The organism is Afipia sp. GW822-FHT03D08 (genome assembly GCF_058801645.1).
Map to the genome: position 1 here is coordinate 1,706,952 of NZ_JBXANK010000001.1, position 19,597 is coordinate 1,726,548.

General features: G+C 63.7%; 15 protein-coding genes. 3 read left to right on the forward strand and 12 right to left on the reverse strand.

Annotated features, from left to right (window positions below):
* The first annotated feature begins 36 nt into the window (after nucleotides 1-36).
* Nucleotides 37-1,311, forward strand: coding sequence for a multidrug effflux MFS transporter (locus tag AC1RM7_RS08445; RefSeq protein ID WP_024920353.1), 1,275 nt, complete (start codon nucleotides 37-39; stop codon nucleotides 1,309-1,311).
* 167 nt (nucleotides 1,312-1,478) lie between these two features.
* On the opposite strand, the gene ligA is transcribed toward AC1RM7_RS08445, so the two are convergent.
* From ligA to AC1RM7_RS08485, 8 genes are all read right to left on the reverse strand, one after another.
* Nucleotides 1,479-3,638 (reverse strand): NAD-dependent DNA ligase LigA, encoded by a 2,160-nt coding sequence (gene ligA / locus AC1RM7_RS08450; RefSeq protein WP_024920354.1) that lies wholly within the window; start codon nucleotides 3,636-3,638, stop codon nucleotides 1,479-1,481.
* An 8-nt stretch (nucleotides 3,639-3,646) separates the two neighbouring features.
* The gene (recN, locus tag AC1RM7_RS08455; RefSeq protein ID WP_024920355.1) at nucleotides 3,647-5,320 is read right to left on the reverse strand and encodes a DNA repair protein RecN; all 1,674 of its coding nucleotides are present in this window, start codon (nucleotides 5,318-5,320) and stop codon (nucleotides 3,647-3,649) included.
* A 26-nt stretch (nucleotides 5,321-5,346) separates the two neighbouring features.
* A complete protein-coding gene (locus tag AC1RM7_RS08460) occupies nucleotides 5,347-6,240 on the reverse strand; it encodes an outer membrane protein assembly factor BamD (protein ID WP_006021705.1) in 894 nt (297 codons plus the stop codon).
* Nucleotides 6,241-6,513: 273 nt separating this feature from the next.
* Nucleotides 6,514-7,473: a UDP-3-O-acyl-N-acetylglucosamine deacetylase gene (gene lpxC / locus AC1RM7_RS08465; protein WP_006021706.1), complete on the reverse strand. Its 960-nt coding sequence runs from the start codon at nucleotides 7,471-7,473 to the stop codon at nucleotides 6,514-6,516.
* A gap of 362 nt (nucleotides 7,474-7,835) precedes the next feature.
* On the reverse strand, nucleotides 7,836-9,593 hold the full coding sequence (gene ftsZ, locus AC1RM7_RS08470) for a cell division protein FtsZ (protein ID WP_006021707.1): 1,758 nt from the start codon (nucleotides 9,591-9,593) through the stop codon (nucleotides 7,836-7,838).
* Between the two features lie 87 nt (nucleotides 9,594-9,680).
* Nucleotides 9,681-11,003: a cell division protein FtsA gene (gene ftsA / locus AC1RM7_RS08475; RefSeq protein ID WP_006021708.1), complete on the reverse strand. Its 1,323-nt coding sequence runs from the start codon at nucleotides 11,001-11,003 to the stop codon at nucleotides 9,681-9,683.
* On the reverse strand, nucleotides 11,000-11,986 hold the full coding sequence (locus AC1RM7_RS08480; protein ID WP_024920356.1) for a cell division protein FtsQ/DivIB: 987 nt from the start codon (nucleotides 11,984-11,986) through the stop codon (nucleotides 11,000-11,002). The genes ftsA and AC1RM7_RS08480 overlap by 4 nt, the downstream gene beginning before the upstream one ends.
* On the reverse strand, nucleotides 11,953-12,879 hold the full coding sequence (locus AC1RM7_RS08485) for a D-alanine--D-alanine ligase (protein WP_024920357.1): 927 nt from the start codon (nucleotides 12,877-12,879) through the stop codon (nucleotides 11,953-11,955). The genes AC1RM7_RS08480 and AC1RM7_RS08485 overlap by 34 nt, the downstream gene beginning before the upstream one ends.
* A gap of 124 nt (nucleotides 12,880-13,003) precedes the next feature.
* Here AC1RM7_RS08485 and AC1RM7_RS08490 point away from each other — a divergent pair, with 124 nt between their 5' ends.
* Nucleotides 13,004-13,801 (forward strand): bestrophin-like domain, encoded by a 798-nt coding sequence (locus tag AC1RM7_RS08490; protein WP_006021711.1) that lies wholly within the window; start codon nucleotides 13,004-13,006, stop codon nucleotides 13,799-13,801.
* Between the two features lie 10 nt (nucleotides 13,802-13,811).
* Here the strand turns inward: AC1RM7_RS08490 and murB are convergent, their stop codons facing one another.
* The 3 genes from murB to AC1RM7_RS08505 all read right to left on the reverse strand — a co-directional run bounded on the left by murB (nucleotide 13,812) and on the right by AC1RM7_RS08505 (nucleotide 17,477).
* Nucleotides 13,812-14,735 carry a UDP-N-acetylmuramate dehydrogenase gene (gene murB / locus AC1RM7_RS08495; protein ID WP_024920358.1) on the reverse strand — a complete coding sequence of 308 codons (924 nt, stop codon included), beginning with the start codon at nucleotides 14,733-14,735 and terminating at the stop codon, nucleotides 13,812-13,814.
* Nucleotide 14,736: 1 nt separating this feature from the next.
* A complete protein-coding gene (gene murC, locus AC1RM7_RS08500) occupies nucleotides 14,737-16,143 on the reverse strand; it encodes a UDP-N-acetylmuramate--L-alanine ligase (RefSeq protein ID WP_024920359.1) in 1,407 nt (468 codons plus the stop codon).
* Nucleotides 16,144-16,286: 143 nt separating this feature from the next.
* Entirely contained in the window at nucleotides 16,287-17,477 is a 1,191-nt protein-coding gene (locus tag AC1RM7_RS08505; RefSeq protein WP_024920360.1) for an MFS transporter, read from the reverse strand.
* Between the two features lie 113 nt (nucleotides 17,478-17,590).
* Between AC1RM7_RS08505 and AC1RM7_RS08510 the strand changes: the two genes are divergently transcribed.
* Nucleotides 17,591-18,496, forward strand: a complete 906-nt coding sequence (locus AC1RM7_RS08510; protein WP_024920361.1) for a LysR family transcriptional regulator — start codon at nucleotides 17,591-17,593, stop codon at nucleotides 18,494-18,496.
* Here the strand turns inward: AC1RM7_RS08510 and murG are convergent, their stop codons facing one another.
* Nucleotides 18,497-19,597, reverse strand: coding sequence for an undecaprenyldiphospho-muramoylpentapeptide beta-N-acetylglucosaminyltransferase (gene murG, locus AC1RM7_RS08515; RefSeq protein WP_024920362.1), 1,101 nt, complete (start codon nucleotides 19,595-19,597; stop codon nucleotides 18,497-18,499). It lies immediately after the preceding gene.

Here is a 19,597-nt window from a genome sequence, read left to right on the forward strand (position 1 = left end):
CGCGCGCTGAATACAACGAACAAGAGTCCGGACAACGTGACCGAACCAAAGATCGCAGCCGTGAAGGCTGCACCGCCCGCCATGTGGAAACTGCTGCTGATGCTGGTGGCGATGAACGGCCTTGCGCCGGTCTCGCTCTACATTCTCGTACCCGCGCTGCCGATCCTGGCGAAGACACTGAACAGCGACGTCTCCGCCGTGCAGCTCAATGTCTCGCTATTCATGGTCGGGCTGGCGATCTCGCAACTCGTGACCGGGTCATTGTCGGATCGCTTCGGGCGGCGGCCGGTGCTGCTGGCGGGGCTCGGCCTTGCGGTGATTGCGACCGTCATCTGCATGTTCGCGCAGACCCTGCCGCAACTGATTGCCGGGCGTTTCCTGCAGGCCCTGGGCGGCGCCACCGGCATGGTGATGAGCCGCGCCATCATCCGCGATCTCTACCCGCGCGAACGCGTCGGCGGCATGATCAGCCTTGTGATCGCGGTGATGATGATCGCGCAGTTGCTCAGCCCGCTGATCGGCGGTTTGCTGGAAACCAGCTTCGGCTGGCGCGCGATCTTCTATTTCATGGCGGCAACGTCGGTCGCCGTCGCGGCGGGAATTGCGGCTGGTCTGCCGGAAACCCGACCGGCACGCGGACCGGCGGAGGACGGCGGATTCTTTAAGGATGTGCGCGCGCTGTCGGCCAGCCGCGTGTTCTTCGGCTATGTGCTGTGTCAAATGCTGGCCTCGGCAATCATCTTCACCTTTGCGGGCGGCGGTCCTTACATCGTCGTCAACCAGATGGGCCGCTCTACAGCGGAGTACGGACTGTGGTTCGCGACGTCGGGCTTGGCTTACCTGCTCGGCAATCTGGTGTCGGTGCGCCTGTCTCCGCGCCATGGCATCGACCGTATGATCTGGCTCGGAATCGCGCTTCAGATCGGCGGATCGATTATCAATGTCATCTGGGGCGTCACCGGCCTCAACCAGATGCCGCTATGGCTGTTCGGTACCCATATGATCGTGATGTTCGGCAACGCGTTCGCGATGGCCAACGCCTCCGCTGGCGCCATCAGCATTCGTCCGCAAGCGGCAGGCACGGCCGCCGGCACGATGGGCTTCCTGCAAATGGGCTTCGGCTCCCTCTGCTCTCAGCTCGGCGCATTCCTCGGCGGCCAGTTCACAACGCCGCTGCCGCTCAATATCGCGATCCTGATTATTTCGGCGTCGTGCGCGGTCGTGATCGTTCTGCTGGTGCCGCGCACGCATGTCGCGGTGACAACGGAAAAGATTGTCGAGGCGGAAGCCGAAGAGACGGGGCTGATCTAGGGCAACCACTTCCCTTTAGATCGAGGCTTCGCCACCTCAATGCTGCTACTCCCTCTCCCCGGCGGGGAGAGGGTTGGGGTGAGGGGCTCTGGATCTATCGAGAGATTCTACGCCCTCACCCGACTTCGCTGCCGCGAAGTCGACCTCTCCCCACGGGAGAGGTGGGGTTAAGCACCACCCACGAGCGCCAGCCATTCGTCTTCGGTCAGCACCTGGACGCCGAGCTTGTTCGCCTCGGCCAGCTTGGAGCCCGCGCCCGGCCCCGCGACCACATAGTCGGTCTTCTTCGATACCGAGCCGGACGCCTTGGCGCCGAGACGTTCTGCCGTGGCCTTGGCTTCTTCGCGGGTGAATTTCTCAAGCGACCCGGTGAACACCACGATCTTTCCCGCGATCGGGGAGTCGGTCTTCGCCTTCTCCGCAGGCTGGACCTCGATCTCACCGAGCAGATCGTCCACTGCCTTGACGCTGTGCGGCTCCCTGAAGAACTCGACCAGCGCGTTTGCGACAACCGCGCCGACACCTTCGATCCCGTTGAGATCCTGATAGGCCTCGGACTGCGGCCCCTCACCCGCCGCGATCATCGCCGCGCGGAATGCCTCGACCGTGCCGTAGTGCCGCGCCAGCAGCTTGGCGTTGCCCTCGCCGACATGACGAATGCCGAGCGCAAAGATAAAGCGATGCAGCGCGATGGTCCGCCGCGCATCGATCGCCGCAAACAGATTGCGCACCGACGTCGCGCCGAAGCCTTCGCGGTCGGCCAGTTTTTTCTGCGATCGCGCATCGCGTTTTTCGAGCGTAAAAATATCGACCGGCGACATCACCAGACCGTCGGTGAAGAACTCCTCGATCTGCTTGTCGCCAAGCCCATCGATATCGAACGCATTGCGGGCGACGAAGTGCTTCAGCCGCTCCTTCGCCTGCGCGGGACAGGCGAGAGAATTGGTGCAGCGGCGCACCGAGTCAGGCCTGCCGGTCTTGGGATCTTCCTCACGCACAGCATGGCTACCGCAAGCGGGACACACCGTCGGAAACTTGTACGGCTTTGCATCCCTGGGCCGCTTGTCGAGCACGACACTGACGATCTGCGGAATCACATCGCCCGCGCGCTGCACGACCACCGTGTCCCCGACGCGGATATCGACGCCTTCACGGATCGGCTGGCCATCATTGCCGATGCCCTTGATGTAATCCTCGTTATGCAGCGTCGCGTTCTGCACCACCACGCCGCCAACAGTCACCGGTGCGAGTTTCGCCACCGGCGTCAGCGCCCCGGTACGCCCGACCTGAATTTCGATATCGTTGAGAACCGTGGTCGCCTGTTCGGCGGCGAACTTGTGTGCAATCGCCCAGCGCGGCGTGCGCGTGATGAAGCCGAGCCGCTCCTGCCAGTCGAGGCGATCGACCTTGTAGACCACACCATCGATGTCATAGCCAAGCTTGGCGCGCTGGGCTTCGATCTTGCGGTAGAATTTCAGGACACCTTCGACACTGTCGCACAGCGTGGTGAGCGGATTGGTGACAAAACCGGCCTTCTCCATCCATTCAATCATCTTGAACTGGGTCTTGGCCGGCATCTCGCTCATCTCGCCCCATGCATAGGCGAAGAATTTCAGCGGCCGCGATGCGGTGACCGAAACATCCTTCTGACGCAGCGATCCGGCCGCCGAGTTGCGCGGATTGGCGAACACCGTATCCTCGGCTTCCGCCTGCCGCTTGTTCAGCGCCAGAAAATCCTTCTTGAGCATGTAGACTTCGCCGCGGATTTCGCAGACCGCCGGAATGTTGCGGCCTTTCAGCTTGTGCGGGATGTCCGAGATGGTCCGCACGTTGGCTGTGACGTCTTCACCGACCGAGCCGTCGCCGCGTGTCGCGCCGCGTACCAGAACGCCATCCTCGTAACGCAGTGACAGCGACAGCCCGTCGATCTTCGGCTCCGCAACGATGGCCGGAATCTCATCCTCACCAAGTTTCAGAAACCGCCGCACCCGATCAACGAAATCGGTGACATCCTCGTCACTGAACGCATTGCCGAGCGACAGCATCGGCACGCTGTGCGGCACCTTGGTGAAGCGGCCTGTGGGTACAGCGCCGACTTTCTGCGATGGCGAGTCCCGCGTAACGAGACCGGGAAACCGCGCCTCGATAGCGTCGCTGCGCTTGCGCAGTTCGTCATAGGCCGCGTCCGAAATCTTCGGCGCGTCTTCGTTGTAATATGCCTCGTTGTGACGTTCGATCTCGAGCGCCAGCCGAACGAGCTCGACCTTGGCCTGCGTCTCGGTGAGCTTGTCGACGGCGATGGGAGCTTTCTTCGGTTTCACTGCCATGACGCGCCTCACGCGGTCGCGGCTTTGAGCAGCCGGTCTGCCGCCGCGCGCGCCTCGGCGGTAATCTCCGCACCTGCCAACATGCGCGCGATTTCCTCGCGGCGATGATCCTTGGCCAGTGTCGCCACCCGCGTCGCGACACGCTTGCCCTTGTCGAGCGCATCCTTGGAAATCAGCAAATGCTGATCCGCCCGCGCCGCCACCTGCGGTGCGTGGGTCACGGCCATGACCTGAACCTTCTCGGCCAGCCGCGCCAGCCGCGCGCCGATGGCGTCGGCCACGGCGCCGCCCACACCGGTATCGATTTCGTCGAACACCAGCGTCGGCGCCGAACCACGGTCCGAAAGCACAACTTTCAGCGCCAGCAGGAAGCGTGACAGCTCGCCGCCGGACGCGACTTTCATCAGCGGTCCCGGTTTGGTGCCCGGATTGGTCTGCACCCAGAATTCGACGCGATCGAAACCCTGCGGTCCCGGCGACGCAGGATCGGATTCAATTTGCGTCGAGAATTTCGCGCGGTCCAGCTTGAGCGGCGCGAGTTCTGAATTGACGGCCTTGTTAAGTTTCTCGGCGGCCTTGTTGCGCGCGGCGGAAAGCTTCTGCGCAGCCGCGTCGTAAGCCTTGTCGGCGGCGGTGGCCGCCTTTTCCAGAACCTTCAACTGGTCCGCGCCGGCGTCGATCAGCGCGACGTCCGAAGCATAACGCTGCGCCAGCGCCGCAAGCCCGTCGACCGGTGTCGAATATTTTCGCGCAGCTCCGCGCAATGCAAACAGCCGCTCCTCGATCCGTTCCAGTTCGAGCGGATCGAAGTCCGCGGCGATCAGCGCCGCACTGAGATGCTGGTCGGCTTCTTCCAGCGCATTGATCGCGGCGTCCATCGCCTTCACCGCGGGCTCGATCAGCGCCGGCGCGGTGCCGGCTCGGCGCTCCAGCCGGCGCACCGCCGCAGCCAGTGACGAGACCGGCGATTGCGGACCGCCGACCGCGGCCTGCGCCTCGCGCAAATCCTCGGCAATTTTCTCGCCCTGCATCATCACTGTGCGGCGTTCCGCCAGCGAGGTCTCCTCGCCTTCCAGCGGATTGAGTTTCTTCAATTCGTCCGAGGCGTGGCGCAGATAGTCCGCCTCGCGGGCGGCGCGTTCCATCCCGGCGCGATGCTCGTCCAGCGCCGTTCGGGCGGTGCGGCGCGCATCCCAGAGTGCTTCGACGGCGGTCACGTCCTTCTCGAGGGCCGCGAAAGCATCGAGCAGCCGCCGATGCGTGGCGGTATCCACCAGCGCGCGCTCGTCATGCTGGCCGTGGATTTCCACCAGGGTGGTCCCGACCGCCTTCAGGGTTTGCACGCTGATCGCCTGATCGTTGAGGAAAGCCCGGGTTCGCCCGTCGGCAAGCTGCACCCGCCGCAGGATCATCTCGCCGGTATCGTCGAGGCCGTTCTCGCGGAGGATGGCGCTGGCGGGATGCTTCTTCGGAACATCGAACACGGCCGTCACCTGGCCCTGCTCGGCCCCGTTGCGGACCAGACTCGCATCGCCGCGCCCGCCAAGCGCCAGCGCGAACGCATCCAGCAGGATGGATTTGCCCGCGCCGGTTTCACCGGTGAGGACAGCCAAACCTTTGAGGAAATCGATATCGAGCCGCTCGATCAGGACGATGTCGCGGATCGAAAGGCGGGCCAGCATGCGGAGTTAGTCCTGCAACGAGAAGATCAGCCGAGGCCAACCTTCTTGAATGCGCGGGTCATCCACGAATCCTTGTTGGCGGCCGGTTCGACACCGCCGGACTTTACAAGATTGTAGGCGTCTTTGTACCAGCGGCTGTCAGGAAAGTTGTGGCCAAGCACGGCGGCGGCGGTCTGCGCCTCGCCGACAATGCCGATCGCCATATAGGCCTCGGTCAGACGCGCCAGCGCTTCCTCGACATGCCGGGTGGTCTGGTACTGAGTCACCACGACCTTGAAGCGGTTGATCGCCGCCGTGTAGTCCTTCTTGTCCATGTAGTAGCGGCCGACGGTCATTTCCTTGCCGGCGAGCTGGTCGCGGGCGGCTTCGATCTTCCGCTTGGCGCTGGTCGCGTATTCCGAGGTCGGATACTTGCGGATCACTTCCTCAAGCGCGGCGATGGACTTCTCGGTGCGGCCCTGATCGCGCGAAACGTCCGGAATCTGGTCGAAGTTCGAGGCGGCGATCAGATACTGCGCATAGGCGGCGTCCGGGCTGCCAGGATGCAACGCGACGTACCGGTTGGCGGAGGAAATGCACTCGTCGTAGTCGCCGTTCTCGTAGGCCGCGTAGGCCGACATCAAAAGAGATTTACGCGCCCATTCCGAATACGGATGCTGGCGGTCGACCTCTTCGAACTTCTTCATCGCCGACTTGCGGTCACCCTTCTTGTTCATCAGGTACAAGCCCTCGTTGTAGAGCTTGTCCGCCGGTTCATCGACGAAGGTTTCTTCCTTGGCGAAATACTTGTCCCACAGGGCGCCGGTACCGCAGCCGCTGAGCGGCACGGCCAGAACCATCAGGCCGAACGCAAGGCGCGCCTGACGGCCGATACGGCTCATCAGGGACGGGTCGGGACTATTGCGCAGTTCGAGCGTCATACGTTTGGGCCGACCTGAATATGAATCCGACGTGGTTTGGGTCGCTGACCAGCCTGCTGCCGCCATCGCGGCACAAACAATCCCCAAAGGCTCGTTCAGCGCGCCTATGTAACTGAAAAACGGGCCTTAACCAACCGGATAGGTGGACAATTCGCCGGGATTAAGGCGGATTTCGGCAGTTCAACAATGGCTTGGTTAAACGCTACCCCGGTCAACCGACGAACTCGTTAAACCGGGAGTTTCGAAACCCGTCAGCGCGCAAACGGCAAACGCTCAGGAGACGTTCGGGCCGTAGGCTACGGCGACCATGCCGCCCGCGACATCGGCGTGGCCTCGCGCGGCGCGGCGTGCAACCGCCGGACGTTCGAGCACCGGCTCGACAGCTTCCACGATCCGCCAGGCATGGCGATCAGCCATCAGCGCGGTGAGCACGGCATGGTTGAGCTTGTGACCGCCACGCACCGAGCGATAGAGGCCGATCAGCGGCAGGCCGGCCAGCGCCAGATCGCCCACCACGTCGAGAACCTTGTGACGGACGCATTCGTCGGCATAGCGCAGGCCTTCGGTGTTCAGCACGCGCGTGTCGTCGAACACGACGGAGTTCTCAAGCGAAGCGCCGAGGGCGTAGCCCGCGCTCCAGAGCTTGTTGACGTCGCCGACGCAGCCGAAGGTCCGGGCGCGGCAGATATCGCGGCGGAAGCTGCCGGCGTCGAGGTCGAAGGCGTAAGCCTGTCGGCCGATTGAAGAATTGGCAAAGTCAATTTCGAGTTCGGCGCGGAACCCGCCTGCATGGGGGCGGAGTTCGCCGAACGATTCGCCCATCTCGACCTGTACGGGCTTCAAAACTTCGATGAACCGGCGAGCTGCGTTCTGCTGAACGATGCCGGCCTGATCAATCGCATCCACGAAGGGAGCGGCGCTGCCGTCCATGATCGGCACTTCAGGCCCGTCGACTTCGATGGTGGCGTTATCGACGCCCATGCCGCGCAGCGCGGCCAGAACATGTTCGGCGGTGGAAACGAGCGGACCCTGGTCGTCGCCCAGCACGGTCGCGAAATCAGTGGCGATGACGGAGGCCGCGATGGCGGCAACTTCACGATCAGCGCGGGTGAAGATGAAACCTGAATTGATTTCGGCTGGTCCGATCGTCACACTGACCGGAGATCCAGAATGAACGCCGATGCCCGTCACGGTGACCTGCGACCGGAGCGTTGTCTGCCGACTCGATTTCATTCCCGATTGCCCAAAGTTTTAGTCATCCCAAGTCGCTGTAACCGAACTGGTTTCGCCTGTTGAGCCGGCGGTGCGACCGTGGATCGTCCCCAAGTGCGAGAACCTTAACCTCTGCAACAAAGAGCGCCACTCACGCTTGTTTACAGATTGTTACCCCAAACTCGCCGCAATCACGCCGCCGGTCTGGCCATTTTCCCGATCCCGGGGGACGGCTTTCACCCGATCCGGGGCAGCCTGTAACGCAAAGATTTTATCAGGAAAAACAAATATTTAATTTACATCCCGGCAACTGCGCGGGCGCCTCATGCAAATGCCCCGGCCTGTGACCGGGGCATTGCCGCATTCAGCGATTGTAACAATTGTCAGTTGGCCTGGCGCCGCAAGAAGGCGGGGATATCCAGATGGTCCTCCCCACCGCCCTGCGGTGCAGCCGGAGCCGGACGTCCGTGCGAATCAAGCCCCTGAGGTGCCGGGCGGCGAGCGTATTCAGATACCGGAGCGCCAGAGCCACCGAACTCGGCGGGAACCGGACGCTGCGGCTTGCGCTCGGGCAACGGCGGCATCGACGGCATGGCCGGGCCGGACGCACGGGCGGCGATCGGCGGCTCGGTTTCCTCGTCGCGGCGGCCGAGGCCGACATTGGCCAGACGCTGCAGCAGCGAAGCGCGCTTCTGAGGCGGATGCTCCTCGGCGGTTTCGCCGCGTGCCTGCCGGATCTGGTTCTGGGCCGGAACCGGCAATTCCTCGAACTGCGGCATCCGCGGCGCGCGGAGCGGCATGCGCTCGGCAGGCTGTGGAATGAACGACGCAGGCGGGGCAGCTTCCTGGAGGTTCATCGGCTCGTCGTGATCCGGGAAGAGCGAGGGCTTCGGCGGAATCGGACGCACGCTGACGTCGCCATAGGCGGCGGGCTGCATCGGCGCCGGAGCCGGACGCTCGGTCGGAGAGACAGCTTCCGCGATGGCAGCAAGCGCCGCGCGGTCGATCTGGTCGGCGGTGGCACGTACCGGCGCAGGTGCGGCAGCGGTCTTCTGCTGCTGCGCGCGTTCGGCCATACGCTGGTTGTCGGCGCGCAGACGCGCCGTGAGTTCGGCAAGGCGGCTTTCAGGTGCACCTGAAGTGACCTGCGGCGCCGGAGCGGCGCGGCTGGCAGCGACCGTGTCGATGCCGGTGGCAACCACCGACACGCGGATAACGCCTTCAAGGGTTTCATCGAACGTCGCGCCGACGATGATGTTGGCGTCGTTGTCGACTTCCTCGCGGATGCGGGTGGCGGCTTCGTCGACTTCGAACAGCGTCAGATCCTTGCCGCCGGTGATCGAGATCAGCAGGCCCCGCGCCCCGCGCATCGACGAATCGTCGATCAGCGGGTTGGCGATCGCAGCTTCCGCCGCGGTCAGCGCACGCTTCTCGCCGGTGGCTTCGCCGGTGCCCATCATGGCCTTGCCCATTTCGCGCATCACGGCGCGGACGTCGGCGAAGTCGAGGTTGATGAGTCCTTCCTTGACCATCAGGTCGGTGATGCAGGCGACGCCCGAATAGAGCACCTGATCGGCCATCGCGAAGGCGTCGGCGAACGTGGTCTTCTCGTTGGCGACGCGGAACAGGTTCTGGTTCGGGATGATCAGCAGCGTATCGACCACCTTCTGAAGCTCGGCGATGCCGGCCTCCGCCGTGCGCATGCGGCGCTGGCCTTCGAAGTGGAACGGCTTGGTGACGACGCCGACGGTGAGGATCCCCATCTCGCGCGCGGTCGCGGCGATCACGGGGCCTGCGCCGGTGCCGGTGCCGCCGCCCATGCCCGCGGTGACGAACACCATGTTCGCGCCCGAGAGGTGATCCTTGATCTCATCGATGACTTCCTGGGCGGCCGCGGCGCCAACGTCCGGCTGCGAACCCGCGCCGAGACCCTGGGTGACCTGAGTGCCCATCTGCACGATGCGCTCGGCCTTCGACATGGTGAGGGCCTGCGCGTCGGTGTTGGCGACGACGAAATCGACCCCCTGCAAACCGGCGGAGATCATGTTGTTGACAGCGTTACCGCCCGCGCCGCCGACGCCGAACACGGTGATGCGTGGCCTCAGCTCGCGAACATCCGGGGGTGTGAGATTGATGGTCATGGTTGCCTCTCGATTATGCGCGCGCGTGGGGGCTTGGGCTGCACGCCAAAGCGGTTGATGAATTGGTCCGATCCGGTGTTGAGATCATCAGAAGCCCTCTCGAAGCCATCTGCCGACCTTTCCGAAGTAGCCGTTAGTCCCTGTCATGAGCTGCCGCGTGTGCCGCGGTTCGACGTGTTCAAGGTGTGCGAATTGCGGATAGACCAGCAGGCCGGTCGGCACCGCGAACGATGCACTCTTGGCCTCGTTGGGCAGCCGGCCGAAGCCGAGTGGACGCCCGATACGAACCTCGCGGCCGAGAATGCGGCTGGCGAGATCCGGAATGCCGGTGAGCTGCGATGCGCCGCCGGTCAATACCACTCGCGCCCGCGGCTCTGCCGCAAAGGGGGAATCCGCGAGCCGGTCCCTGACCATCTCAAAAATCTCCTCGACCCGCTGCTTCACGATGTTTGCAATCGTGGCGCGGGATACAATCTGCGGCGCGTCACCGTCGTGACCACCTACCGTCGGCACACTCATGACTTCGCGCGCGTCAGAACCGCCGGTCAGCACGGTGCCATATAACGTCTTGATTCGCTCGGCATCCGCAATGCACGCACCTAAACCGCGCGCCAAATCCATCGTCACGTGTTGTCCGCCGACGGCAAATCCGCTGGCGTGAACACACTGACCGGCGGAATAGGTCGCGATCGTCGTGGTACCCGCGCCCATCTCGACGACGGCGGCGCCCAGATCGGCTTCATCGTCGGTCAGAACCGCAAGCCCGGACGCGTAAGGCGCGCAAGCCATGGCCTCGACGTTGAGATGACAACGCTCGACCACCAGCATCAGGTTTTTTGCCGCCGTCGCGTCGGCCGTGATGACGTTCATGTCGATGCCGAAGTGGCGTGCGACCATTCCGCTCGGATCGCGGACGCCCTTGACGCCGTCCAGCGAGTAAGTGGCGGGCAGAACGTGAAGCACCGTGCGTCCCCGCGGGGTCGCATGATGCATGCCGGCGCTGATGACGCGGCTCATATCGGCGGGCGTCACCGCGCCGCCGCGCAATTCCGAGGAGGCCTCGACCATAGCGCCTTGCAGGCGGCCGGCGGAGACCGACAGCAGCACCGATTCGACGCGGACCTTGGCCATCCGCTCGGCCAGCGCCACGGCCTGACGCACAGCCTGCTCGCATTCATTGAGATCGACCACCGCGCCGGCCTTGACGCCGCGCGACTGGATATGGCTCAGCCCGATCAGTTCGACGGCATGGGTCCGGCCGCGCAGCGCATCGCTCGGCGGGCACGGCTTCAGCCGCGCGATCAGGCAGGCGATCTTGCTGGTGCCGATGTCGAGCGCGGCGACGAGCGCCGTCTTGTTCGGCGGCATCTGCCGGGTCTTCGGGGTTTGAACGCCATCAAGACTGGTCATGCGCTTCCAGCCTTCTTCGGGGTTTTCTTGTCCTTGAGCAGATCATTGCGCGCCTTGGCCGCGTCCTCTGACAGGCGCACGGTCAGGCGATCCGGCAGCCGCATGTCGATGGCGGTGATGTCGCGCGAGAACAGGCCGGTCTCCTTGTCCATCTTGGACAGGGTCGCCAGCGCCTTCTCGACCTCGAATTCCGGCAGGCGAACGTCGACGCCGTCGGCCAGACGCAGATTCCAGCGCCGCTCGCCGACGAACACGATCGCCTTCACCTGCGAGCGCACCTGCGGGTATTGCTCCAGCAGTCCGAGGAAATCCTTGGCGCGGGTTTCGGCACCCTTGCCCACCACCAGCGGCAGCGACACGAAACGCCGCGCCACATAGGGCTCAAGCACCGTTCCGTCGGACGAAATCACCGATACCCGGCCGTTTTCCTGCCACAGCGCGAAGGGCGAGCGCTCGGTAATGTCGATCTGCAAGCGGCCCGGATAAAGCTTCTGCACGGTGGCGTCGGAAATCCACGGGTCGGCCTTCAGCTTGTCGCGCGCGGTCGCGGCGTCAAGAAACAGCAGCGACGAGCGGCCGGTGACGCCGCCGACGGCGAGAATCTCGTCCTGCGTAAGCTGTTTGCGGCCGGTGATAGCGACGCTGGTGATTCGGAAGCCGACGGAATTGGCCGCAGCGTTGCGGGCGTCGCTCAGCGCCCCGAGCACTTCGTCGGTGTGACCGCCCTTGACCACGCCCAGCACGGCGGCGCCGATCAGCACCACGGCGGTCGCGAACAGTCCGAAGCCGCGCGGACGCCGGCGCTCCAGCACGGCGATCCATTGCGGCTCTTCGTATCGGGTGACGTGTGCGGTGTTCGCACGGCGAGCCGCACCTTGCGCGCGGGCGCGCGGACGCTGGGCTGCGGAAGCGCCCCTCGTCTGAGGATTAGATTGGGGCCTCTGCGATCTCACCGATCGAGAGAGGCGTCCTCCACCATCCATTGCACCAACTCGTCAAATGTTACGCCTGCGTGAGCCGCAAGCTCTGGAACAAGTGACGTCTCGGTCATGCCGGGTTGGGTGTTTACCTCGAGGCAGGTCAATCCCCCTGTTCCCTCGATGCGATCGTCGTAACGGAAATCCGCACGGCTTACGCCCCGGCAGCCAAGCGCCACATGCGCCGCCAGCGTTAACCTTCGGACTTCCTGGTAAACAAAAGGTAAAATAGGTGCAGGCAGGATGTGTTTTGATGCGCCCGGAGAGTACTTTGCCTCGTAATCGTAGAATTTGATTAAAGGTACGATCTCGATCACCCCGGTCGGCTCGCCGTTAATGACGGCACAGGTGAGTTCCTTACCCGCGATGTATTTCTCGACCAGAAGCTGGTCGCCATGGGGCCAGTCCTCGCGGAACAGCTCCTGCGGAGGGTGGGCATGGGCCTCGGTGACGATGAAAACCCCGACGCTGGAGCCGTCCGCCACCGGTTTGATGACATAAGGCGGCGCCATGGCGTGCCCCTTGGCCACTTCGGCGCGGGTCAGCGTCAGCCCTTCCGGCACCGGCACCCCCGCCGTCGCCATCACCGTCTTGGCGAGGTCCTTCTGCATCGCCAGCGACGAAGACAGCACGCCGGAGTGCGAATAGGGAATCCCGAGCGTTTCGAGCACGCCCTGAATGGTGCCGTCCTCGCCGGGCTTGCCGTGCAACATCACCAGCGCCGCATCCGGCTTCAACTGTTCGAGAACGGTCGCGATGTTGCGCTTCACGTCGATGCGCGTGACCTTGTAGCCCTTGCGCTCCAGCGCATCGGCGCAAGCCTTGCCAGAGCGCAGCGAGACCTCCCGCTCCGACGACCATCCGCCCATCAGCACTGCGACGTGTTTGAATTGATTCATGATCTCTCCCGATACGCCTACCTACGCTGATTTGAGCCGATGACCAAGCCGCAGCAATTCAGGTATTGTCGCCGCGACACAGCAATCGGAGCCGGCAGCGAGGCTCAACAAGAAGGCTATTTTCATGATCCGAGCCTGGCTCGACCTGTCCGCCATCGGAATTTTCGCCGTCCTTATCGTGCTTTATTTCGGCTTCTCGCTGTTTCTGGCGCTGATCTCTTTTCGCAGCCCTTTGGCCCGGCACGTGCAATCGCTGACCGGCGTGGTCGCGCCATTCTTCGGTTCGGTTGCAATCCTGTTCGCGCTCCTGACCGGCTTCCTCGCCAACGATGTCAGCGAACGCAACCGGCGCGCCCATCGCGCCGTCGAAACGGAAGCCGGTGAAATACACAACCTTCATACGCTGAGCGTGGCGTCGGTCTCGGACATGCAGTCCATTCGCAGGGCGATCAAAGTGTATGTCACATCGGTCGTCACCGACGAGTGGCCGACGCTCGACAGGGGCCAGACGTCGCCGATCACGGGGGCCGCATACGACGACCTGCTGCACGAAGTAAGCGTCCCATCGATCGGAAAAGCGTCGGGCTCTGCCGTCCAATCCGCAATGCTTGGCTCAGCACTGCGCATCGGCACAACGCGAAACGAGCGCGTGGCCATCTCGTCGGACCACACGAACGACCTGAAATGGCTCGTCGTGATCCTGCTGGCGCTGTTCACGCAGGTGGCGATCGCCCTCGTTCACCTCGAACGCCCGCGCGCATTCGCTGCTTCGATGACCGTGTTTTCAAGCGCGGTGATCGTCACACTGGGAATCATCGCACTGCAGGAATATCCGTTCAACGGCGCATTCAGGGTTTCGCCGGCGCCTCTGGCGCAGCTCCTGTCGCTGCCCGAAGCGATCACGCCGCGCCCTCTGAACTAGGGAAGCTGAACTAGGGCAGCGCGACGCCGATCCGCTTGATTTCCCAATGCAGATCGATACCTGAATTCTCCATCACCCGCGCGCGCACGGTCTCGCCCAGTGTCTCGATGTCGTGCCCGGTCGCGTCGCCGGTGTTGATCAGAAAATTGCAGTGCATCTCGGAGACCTGGGCTCCGCCGACACGAAAGCCGCGCATCCCAGCCGCGTCGATCAGTTTCCAGGCACTATGACCCGGCGGATTCTTGAAGGTCGAACCGCCGGTCTTCTCACGGATCGGCTGCGCGGTTTCCCGGTGGTTCTGCACCTCGGCCATGCGGGTGCGGATCGTCTCGGGATCGGTGACCCGCCCGCGATAAAGCGCGGAAGTGAAAATCACCGAGGTGTCGACACCTGAATTGCGATAGACGAATTTCATATCGGCGTTCGAGAACGTGACCTTCTCGCCCGCGCGCGTAATGCCCCGCGCCTCGACCAGCACGTCCTTGGTCTCGCCACCATTGGCGCCCGCGTTCATGCGCAGCGCGCCGCCGATCGAGCCGGGAATCCCGAAATAGAATTCGAGCCCGCCGATGTTGGCGGCGGCAGCAGTCTCCGCCACGCGCTTGTCCAGTGCGGCGGTGCCGGCGCGAACCATATCGCCATCGGCTTTCACTTCCCCGAAGCCGCGTGGCGACAGGCGAATGACCACACCGCTCACGCCGCCATCGCGTACAATCAGATTCGAACCGACGCCGACCGTATAAACCGGAATGTCCTGCGGCAGCCTCATAAGGAAGTAAGCGAGATCGTCCTCATCGGCAGGCGTGAACAGAATCTGCGCCGGGCCGCCGACGCGAAACCATGTGAGAGGCGCGAGGGATTCATTCGCCAGCAGACGCCCGCGCAGATCGGGCATCGCAGACTTCAGATCGGCGCTGATGTCGGGAAAGGCCACTCTATTTGTCCAGCGCCTTCAACTCGTCCGGCAACGCGTAGGCCCACTGCGTGATGTTACCCGCGCCGAGACAAACCACAAAGTCGCCGGGCCTGGCGACATCGCGCACCACCGACGCAAGCTTGTCCACGCCGGGCAGCGGAATCACTTCACGATGGCCGTGCGCGCGCAGACCGAGCACGAACGCATCGCGATCCACGCCCGGGATCGGGTCTTCACCTGCTGCATAAATATCCGCAACGATGACCGTATCCGCATCGTTGAAGCAGGTGCAGAATTCCTCGAACAGCGATTGCAGGCGCGTGTAGCGGTGCGGCTGCACCACGGCGATCACCTTGCCCTTGGTGGAATCCCGCGCAGCCTTGAGCACGGCGGCGATCTCCACCGGATGATGGCCGTAGTCGTCGATGATGGTGACGCCGTTCCACTCGCCGGTGCGCGTGAAGCGCCGCTTTACGCCGCCGAAGCCTGCCAGCGCCTTGCGGATCGCATTGTCAGAAATGCCGATCTCGTGCGCGACGGCGATGGCCGCGGTTGCGTTCAGCGCGTTGTGACGGCCCGGCATCGGCAGCACCAGATCGGAAATCTCGTGGGCCGCATCCGTCTTGCGATGACGGAATGCAACCTTGAATTTCGAACCGCCGCTGAACGGCACCAGGTCGACAAGCCGTGCGTCGGATTGCGGGTTCTCGCCATAGGTAATGATGCGGCGGTCTTCGATCTTGCCGACCAGCGCCTGCACCACCGGATGATCGATGCACATCACCGCAAAGCCGTAGAATGGCACGCCCTCAACGAAAGCCCTGAACGCGTCCTGCACAGCCTCGAACGTCTTGAAGTGATCGAGATGCTCGGGATCGACGTTGGTGACGATGGCCACGTCGGCGGGGAGCTTGAGAAATGTGCCGTCGCTCTCGTCGGCTTCCACCACCATCCAGTCACCTGCGCCGAGACGTGCGTTGGTGCCATAGGCATTGATGATGCCGCCGTTGATGACGGTGGGGTCCATATTGCCCGCATCGAGCAGGGTCGCGACCATCGAGGTCGTGGTGGTCTTGCCGTGGGTGCCGGCAATGGCGATGCAGCTTTTCAGCCGCATCAGCTCGGCCAGCATTTCGGCGCGGCGCACCACCGGAATGCGCAATCCGCGCGCCGCCATCAATTCAGGATTGTCGCGCTTGATGGCGGTGGAGACCACCATCACGTCCGCGCCGTTCACGTTCTCGGCCTTGTGGCCAATGCTGATCTTGATGCCCTTGTCGCGCAGCCGGGTGACGTTGGCATTCTCGGAAGCGTCCGAGCCCTGCACGGTGTAGCCGAGATTGCACAGCACCTCGGCAATGCCGCTCATGCCGATGCCGCCGATACCGACGAAGTGAATGGGTCCGATCTCGCGCGGCAGTCTCATCAATATCTTCCAGTCATGGGGGGACGCCGTCTCAGGCATCCATGGCGTCCTTCAAACAGACGAAGCTGGCCGGGACAAGCCCGGCCAGCTCGGAAAAATACACGATTCTTTTCAAATAGGCCGGAAAGGCCCGACTTCGTCCGCTATTCGGCGGCAGCGGGGCAAACAGGGGCCGGAACCGGCTTCGCGCGTATCTCAAGCCGATAACTCGCCATCGCGAGCACGAGACCAGCCAGCGGCACCAGCGCCGCGATCCATGGCACCGACTCAAGGCCCGGTCCGCGATCGATCACAACACCGCCGAGCCACGCACCGATAGCATTGCCGAGATTGAATGCTGCGATGTTGAAACTCGAGGCCAGCGACTGGCCGGCACCATGCGCCTTGTCCAGTACCCACATCTGAAGCGGCGGAGCCGTCGCGAACGCTGCAACACCAAACAGAGCGGCAAAGGCAACCACTGCAATCTTGTTGTGAACCGCGAATGTCATCAGTGCGAGCACAACCGAGAGTGCGAACAGGCTGCCAAATACGGTAGGCATGAGCCGCTTGTCGGCGAACCGTCCACCGAGCAGGTTTCCGATCAGCAATCCGATGCCGACCACCAGCAGGATCGGCGACACGGCAGCATCGGAGAAGCCCGTCACCTTGGTCAGCAGCGGCGCGAGATAGGTGAAGACAGCGAATACGCCGACCCATCCCAGCACCGTGGTGAGCAGTCCCGCCAGCACGGGGCCGCGCTTGAGAACCGCAAGATCTTCCCTGAGATTGAAGGCTTCAGGCGCTTCCTTGCTGGCCGGCACCAGCAGCGCAATGATGGCGAAGGCAACCACACCAACCAGCGTCACGGCCCAGAATGTTGCACGCCAGCCGAAATGCTGACCGAGCCAGGTCCCGAACGGCACACCGAGAATGGTGGCGACGGTGAGTCCCGTGAACATGATCGCGATGGCCGATGCCTTCTTGTCGGACGCCACGAGCGAGGTGGCGACCACCGAGCCGACCCCGAAGAATGTTCCATGCGCGAAGGCCGTGAGCACACGCGCGGCCATCAGGGTCCAGTAGTTCGGCGCAAGCGCGCAGGCCAGATTGCCGAGGGTGAAGACCGCCATCAGCACCAGCAGCGCCGTTTTCCGCGGCCACCGGGCGGTGGCGATGGTCATGATCGGCGCACCGACCACGACACCGAGGGCGTAGCCGGAGATCAGCAGGCCCGCAGCCGGAATGGAGACGCCGAGATCGGCGCCGACCTGGATCAGCAGGCCCATAATGACGAATTCAGTGACGCCGATTCCGAAAGCGCCGGCGGTGAGCGCATAAAGTGCGAGTGGCATGGAGCATCCCTCAGGCGAATCCGGCCGACCGCCGGCAACTTCGGAGAAGTGGACGCAAAGCCATTCGTGAACTAGACTGCCATAAGTAACAATATTTGTGAAACAAAGTCACAATGGCACGTCAGGACGTCAACCGATCCGGCGAAATGGAAGTGTTCGCCCGCGTGGTGGAACTGGGCGGCTTTTCGGCCGCGGCGCGCGCCTTCCGGATGACGCCGTCCGCGGTCAGCAAACTGGTGGCGCGGCTGGAAACCCGGCTCGGCGTGCGCCTTATCAACCGGTCGACACGCAAGCTGCAACTGACCCCGGAAGGTACGGCTTATTACGACCGCAGCATCCGCATTCTCGACGACATCAATACGGCGGAGCGCGAAGCCGCAATCGGCGCAACCCCGCGCGGCCGCGTGCGGGTCAATACCAGCGTGCCGTTCGGGCTGCATTGGCTGCTGCCGCTATTGCCCGGATTTCTCAAGTTGCATCCCGGCGTCAATGTCGACGTGGCGCTGACAGATACGGTGGTGGACCTGATGGAAGAGCGCGCGGACATCGCCATCCGCGTGGGACCGCTGCGCGAGTCCCGTCTGCTCGCGCGCAAGCTCGGCGAGAGCCGGATGGTCGTGGTCGCGGCGCCCGCCTATCTCGCGGACCACGGAACGCCGCGCACGCCCGCCGATCTTGCCAAGCACAATATGCTCGGCTTCTGCTTTTCAAAGCAGATGGACGGCTGGCCGTTTCGTGACAGCAGCGGCGGCATCGTCTCCGTACCGCCTGTCGGTACTGCGCTGGTCTCCGACGGCGAGGCCATGCAACGGCTGACCGTTGCAGGCGCAGGTCTCTCCCGGCTCGCCCGCTTTCATGTCGATGCGGATATCAAGGCGGGCCGCCTTGTGCCGGTGCTCGAAGACTTCAACCCGGGCGATCTCGAACCGATCCATGCGGTGTTCGTTGGCCATGGCGGACAACTGCCGGCGCGGGTGCGGGCGTTTCTGGATTACCTGGTTGAGCACGTGAAGCTTTAGCTAAATTCCCGCAACCTTTACCGCGAGATCGGCGAGACGTTCCGCGGCATCGAGGCGTCCGACCGAACGCGCGCTGGTCGCCATCGTGGTCAGCCGCGCGGGATCGGCCGCGAGCGTGGAGATTTCCGACGCCAGACGATCCGGTGTGAATTCGTTTTGCGGAATCCGGATCGCGCCGCCCGCGTTTTCCAGCACGCCGGCGTTGGCGAATTGATCCTGATCGATTGCGCCGGGGAGCGGCACCAGAATTGACGGACGACCGATCGCTCCAAGTTCGGCGACCGTCCCTGCTCCGGAACGCGAGACCACCAGATGCGTTGCTGCGAGCCGCGCCGGCAGATCGGCGAAGAACGGCGCCAGTTCGGCTTCGATCTTGAGACGATCATAGACCGCGCGTACGCGGCTCATGTCTTCCTCGCGCACCTGCTGCACCAGACTCAACCTGCGCCACAGCGCCGGCTCAAGTTTCTCAATCGCCGGCGGCACGATGTCCGCCATGATGCGCGCGCCCTGACTGCCGCCGACAACGAGCAGACGCAACGGCCCCGTTGTATCCGGCGAAGCGTAAGGCACCGCAGCGGCAGCGAGGATCGCAGGCCGCATCGGCGTGCCGGTGACCGTCGCTTTTCCAGCCAGCGCCGGATCGCGGTCAAGGACACCAGGCAGCGATGTCGCGATCGCGCTGACCCGCGTCGACAGCAAGCGATTGGCGCGGCCGAGCACGGCGTTGGAATCGTGAATGATCGTCGGGATGCCGAGGAGTTTCGCCGCAATCAAAGGTGGCAGTGTCGGATAGCCGCCGAACCCGATCACGGCTTTCGGCTTCTGCCGTAACAGCAGCGCGAGCGACATCGCGCCGCCGGCCGCGAGCATCGCGCCGGTGCGCGCGAGCGCCCACGGCGTGCGCCCACGGACGGTTTCGCTAGGCACCACATCCATCATGTCGGAAGTGAACATTCCGCCGTAGCGCACCGCGCGCGAGTCCGTCATCAGCCGCACGCGCGCGCCGCGCTTCATCAGCGCCACGCCGAGCGCCTCGGCGGGAAACAGGTGCCCGCCGGTTCCGCCCGCCGCCAGCATGATGAGAGGTGTGTCGGGCAT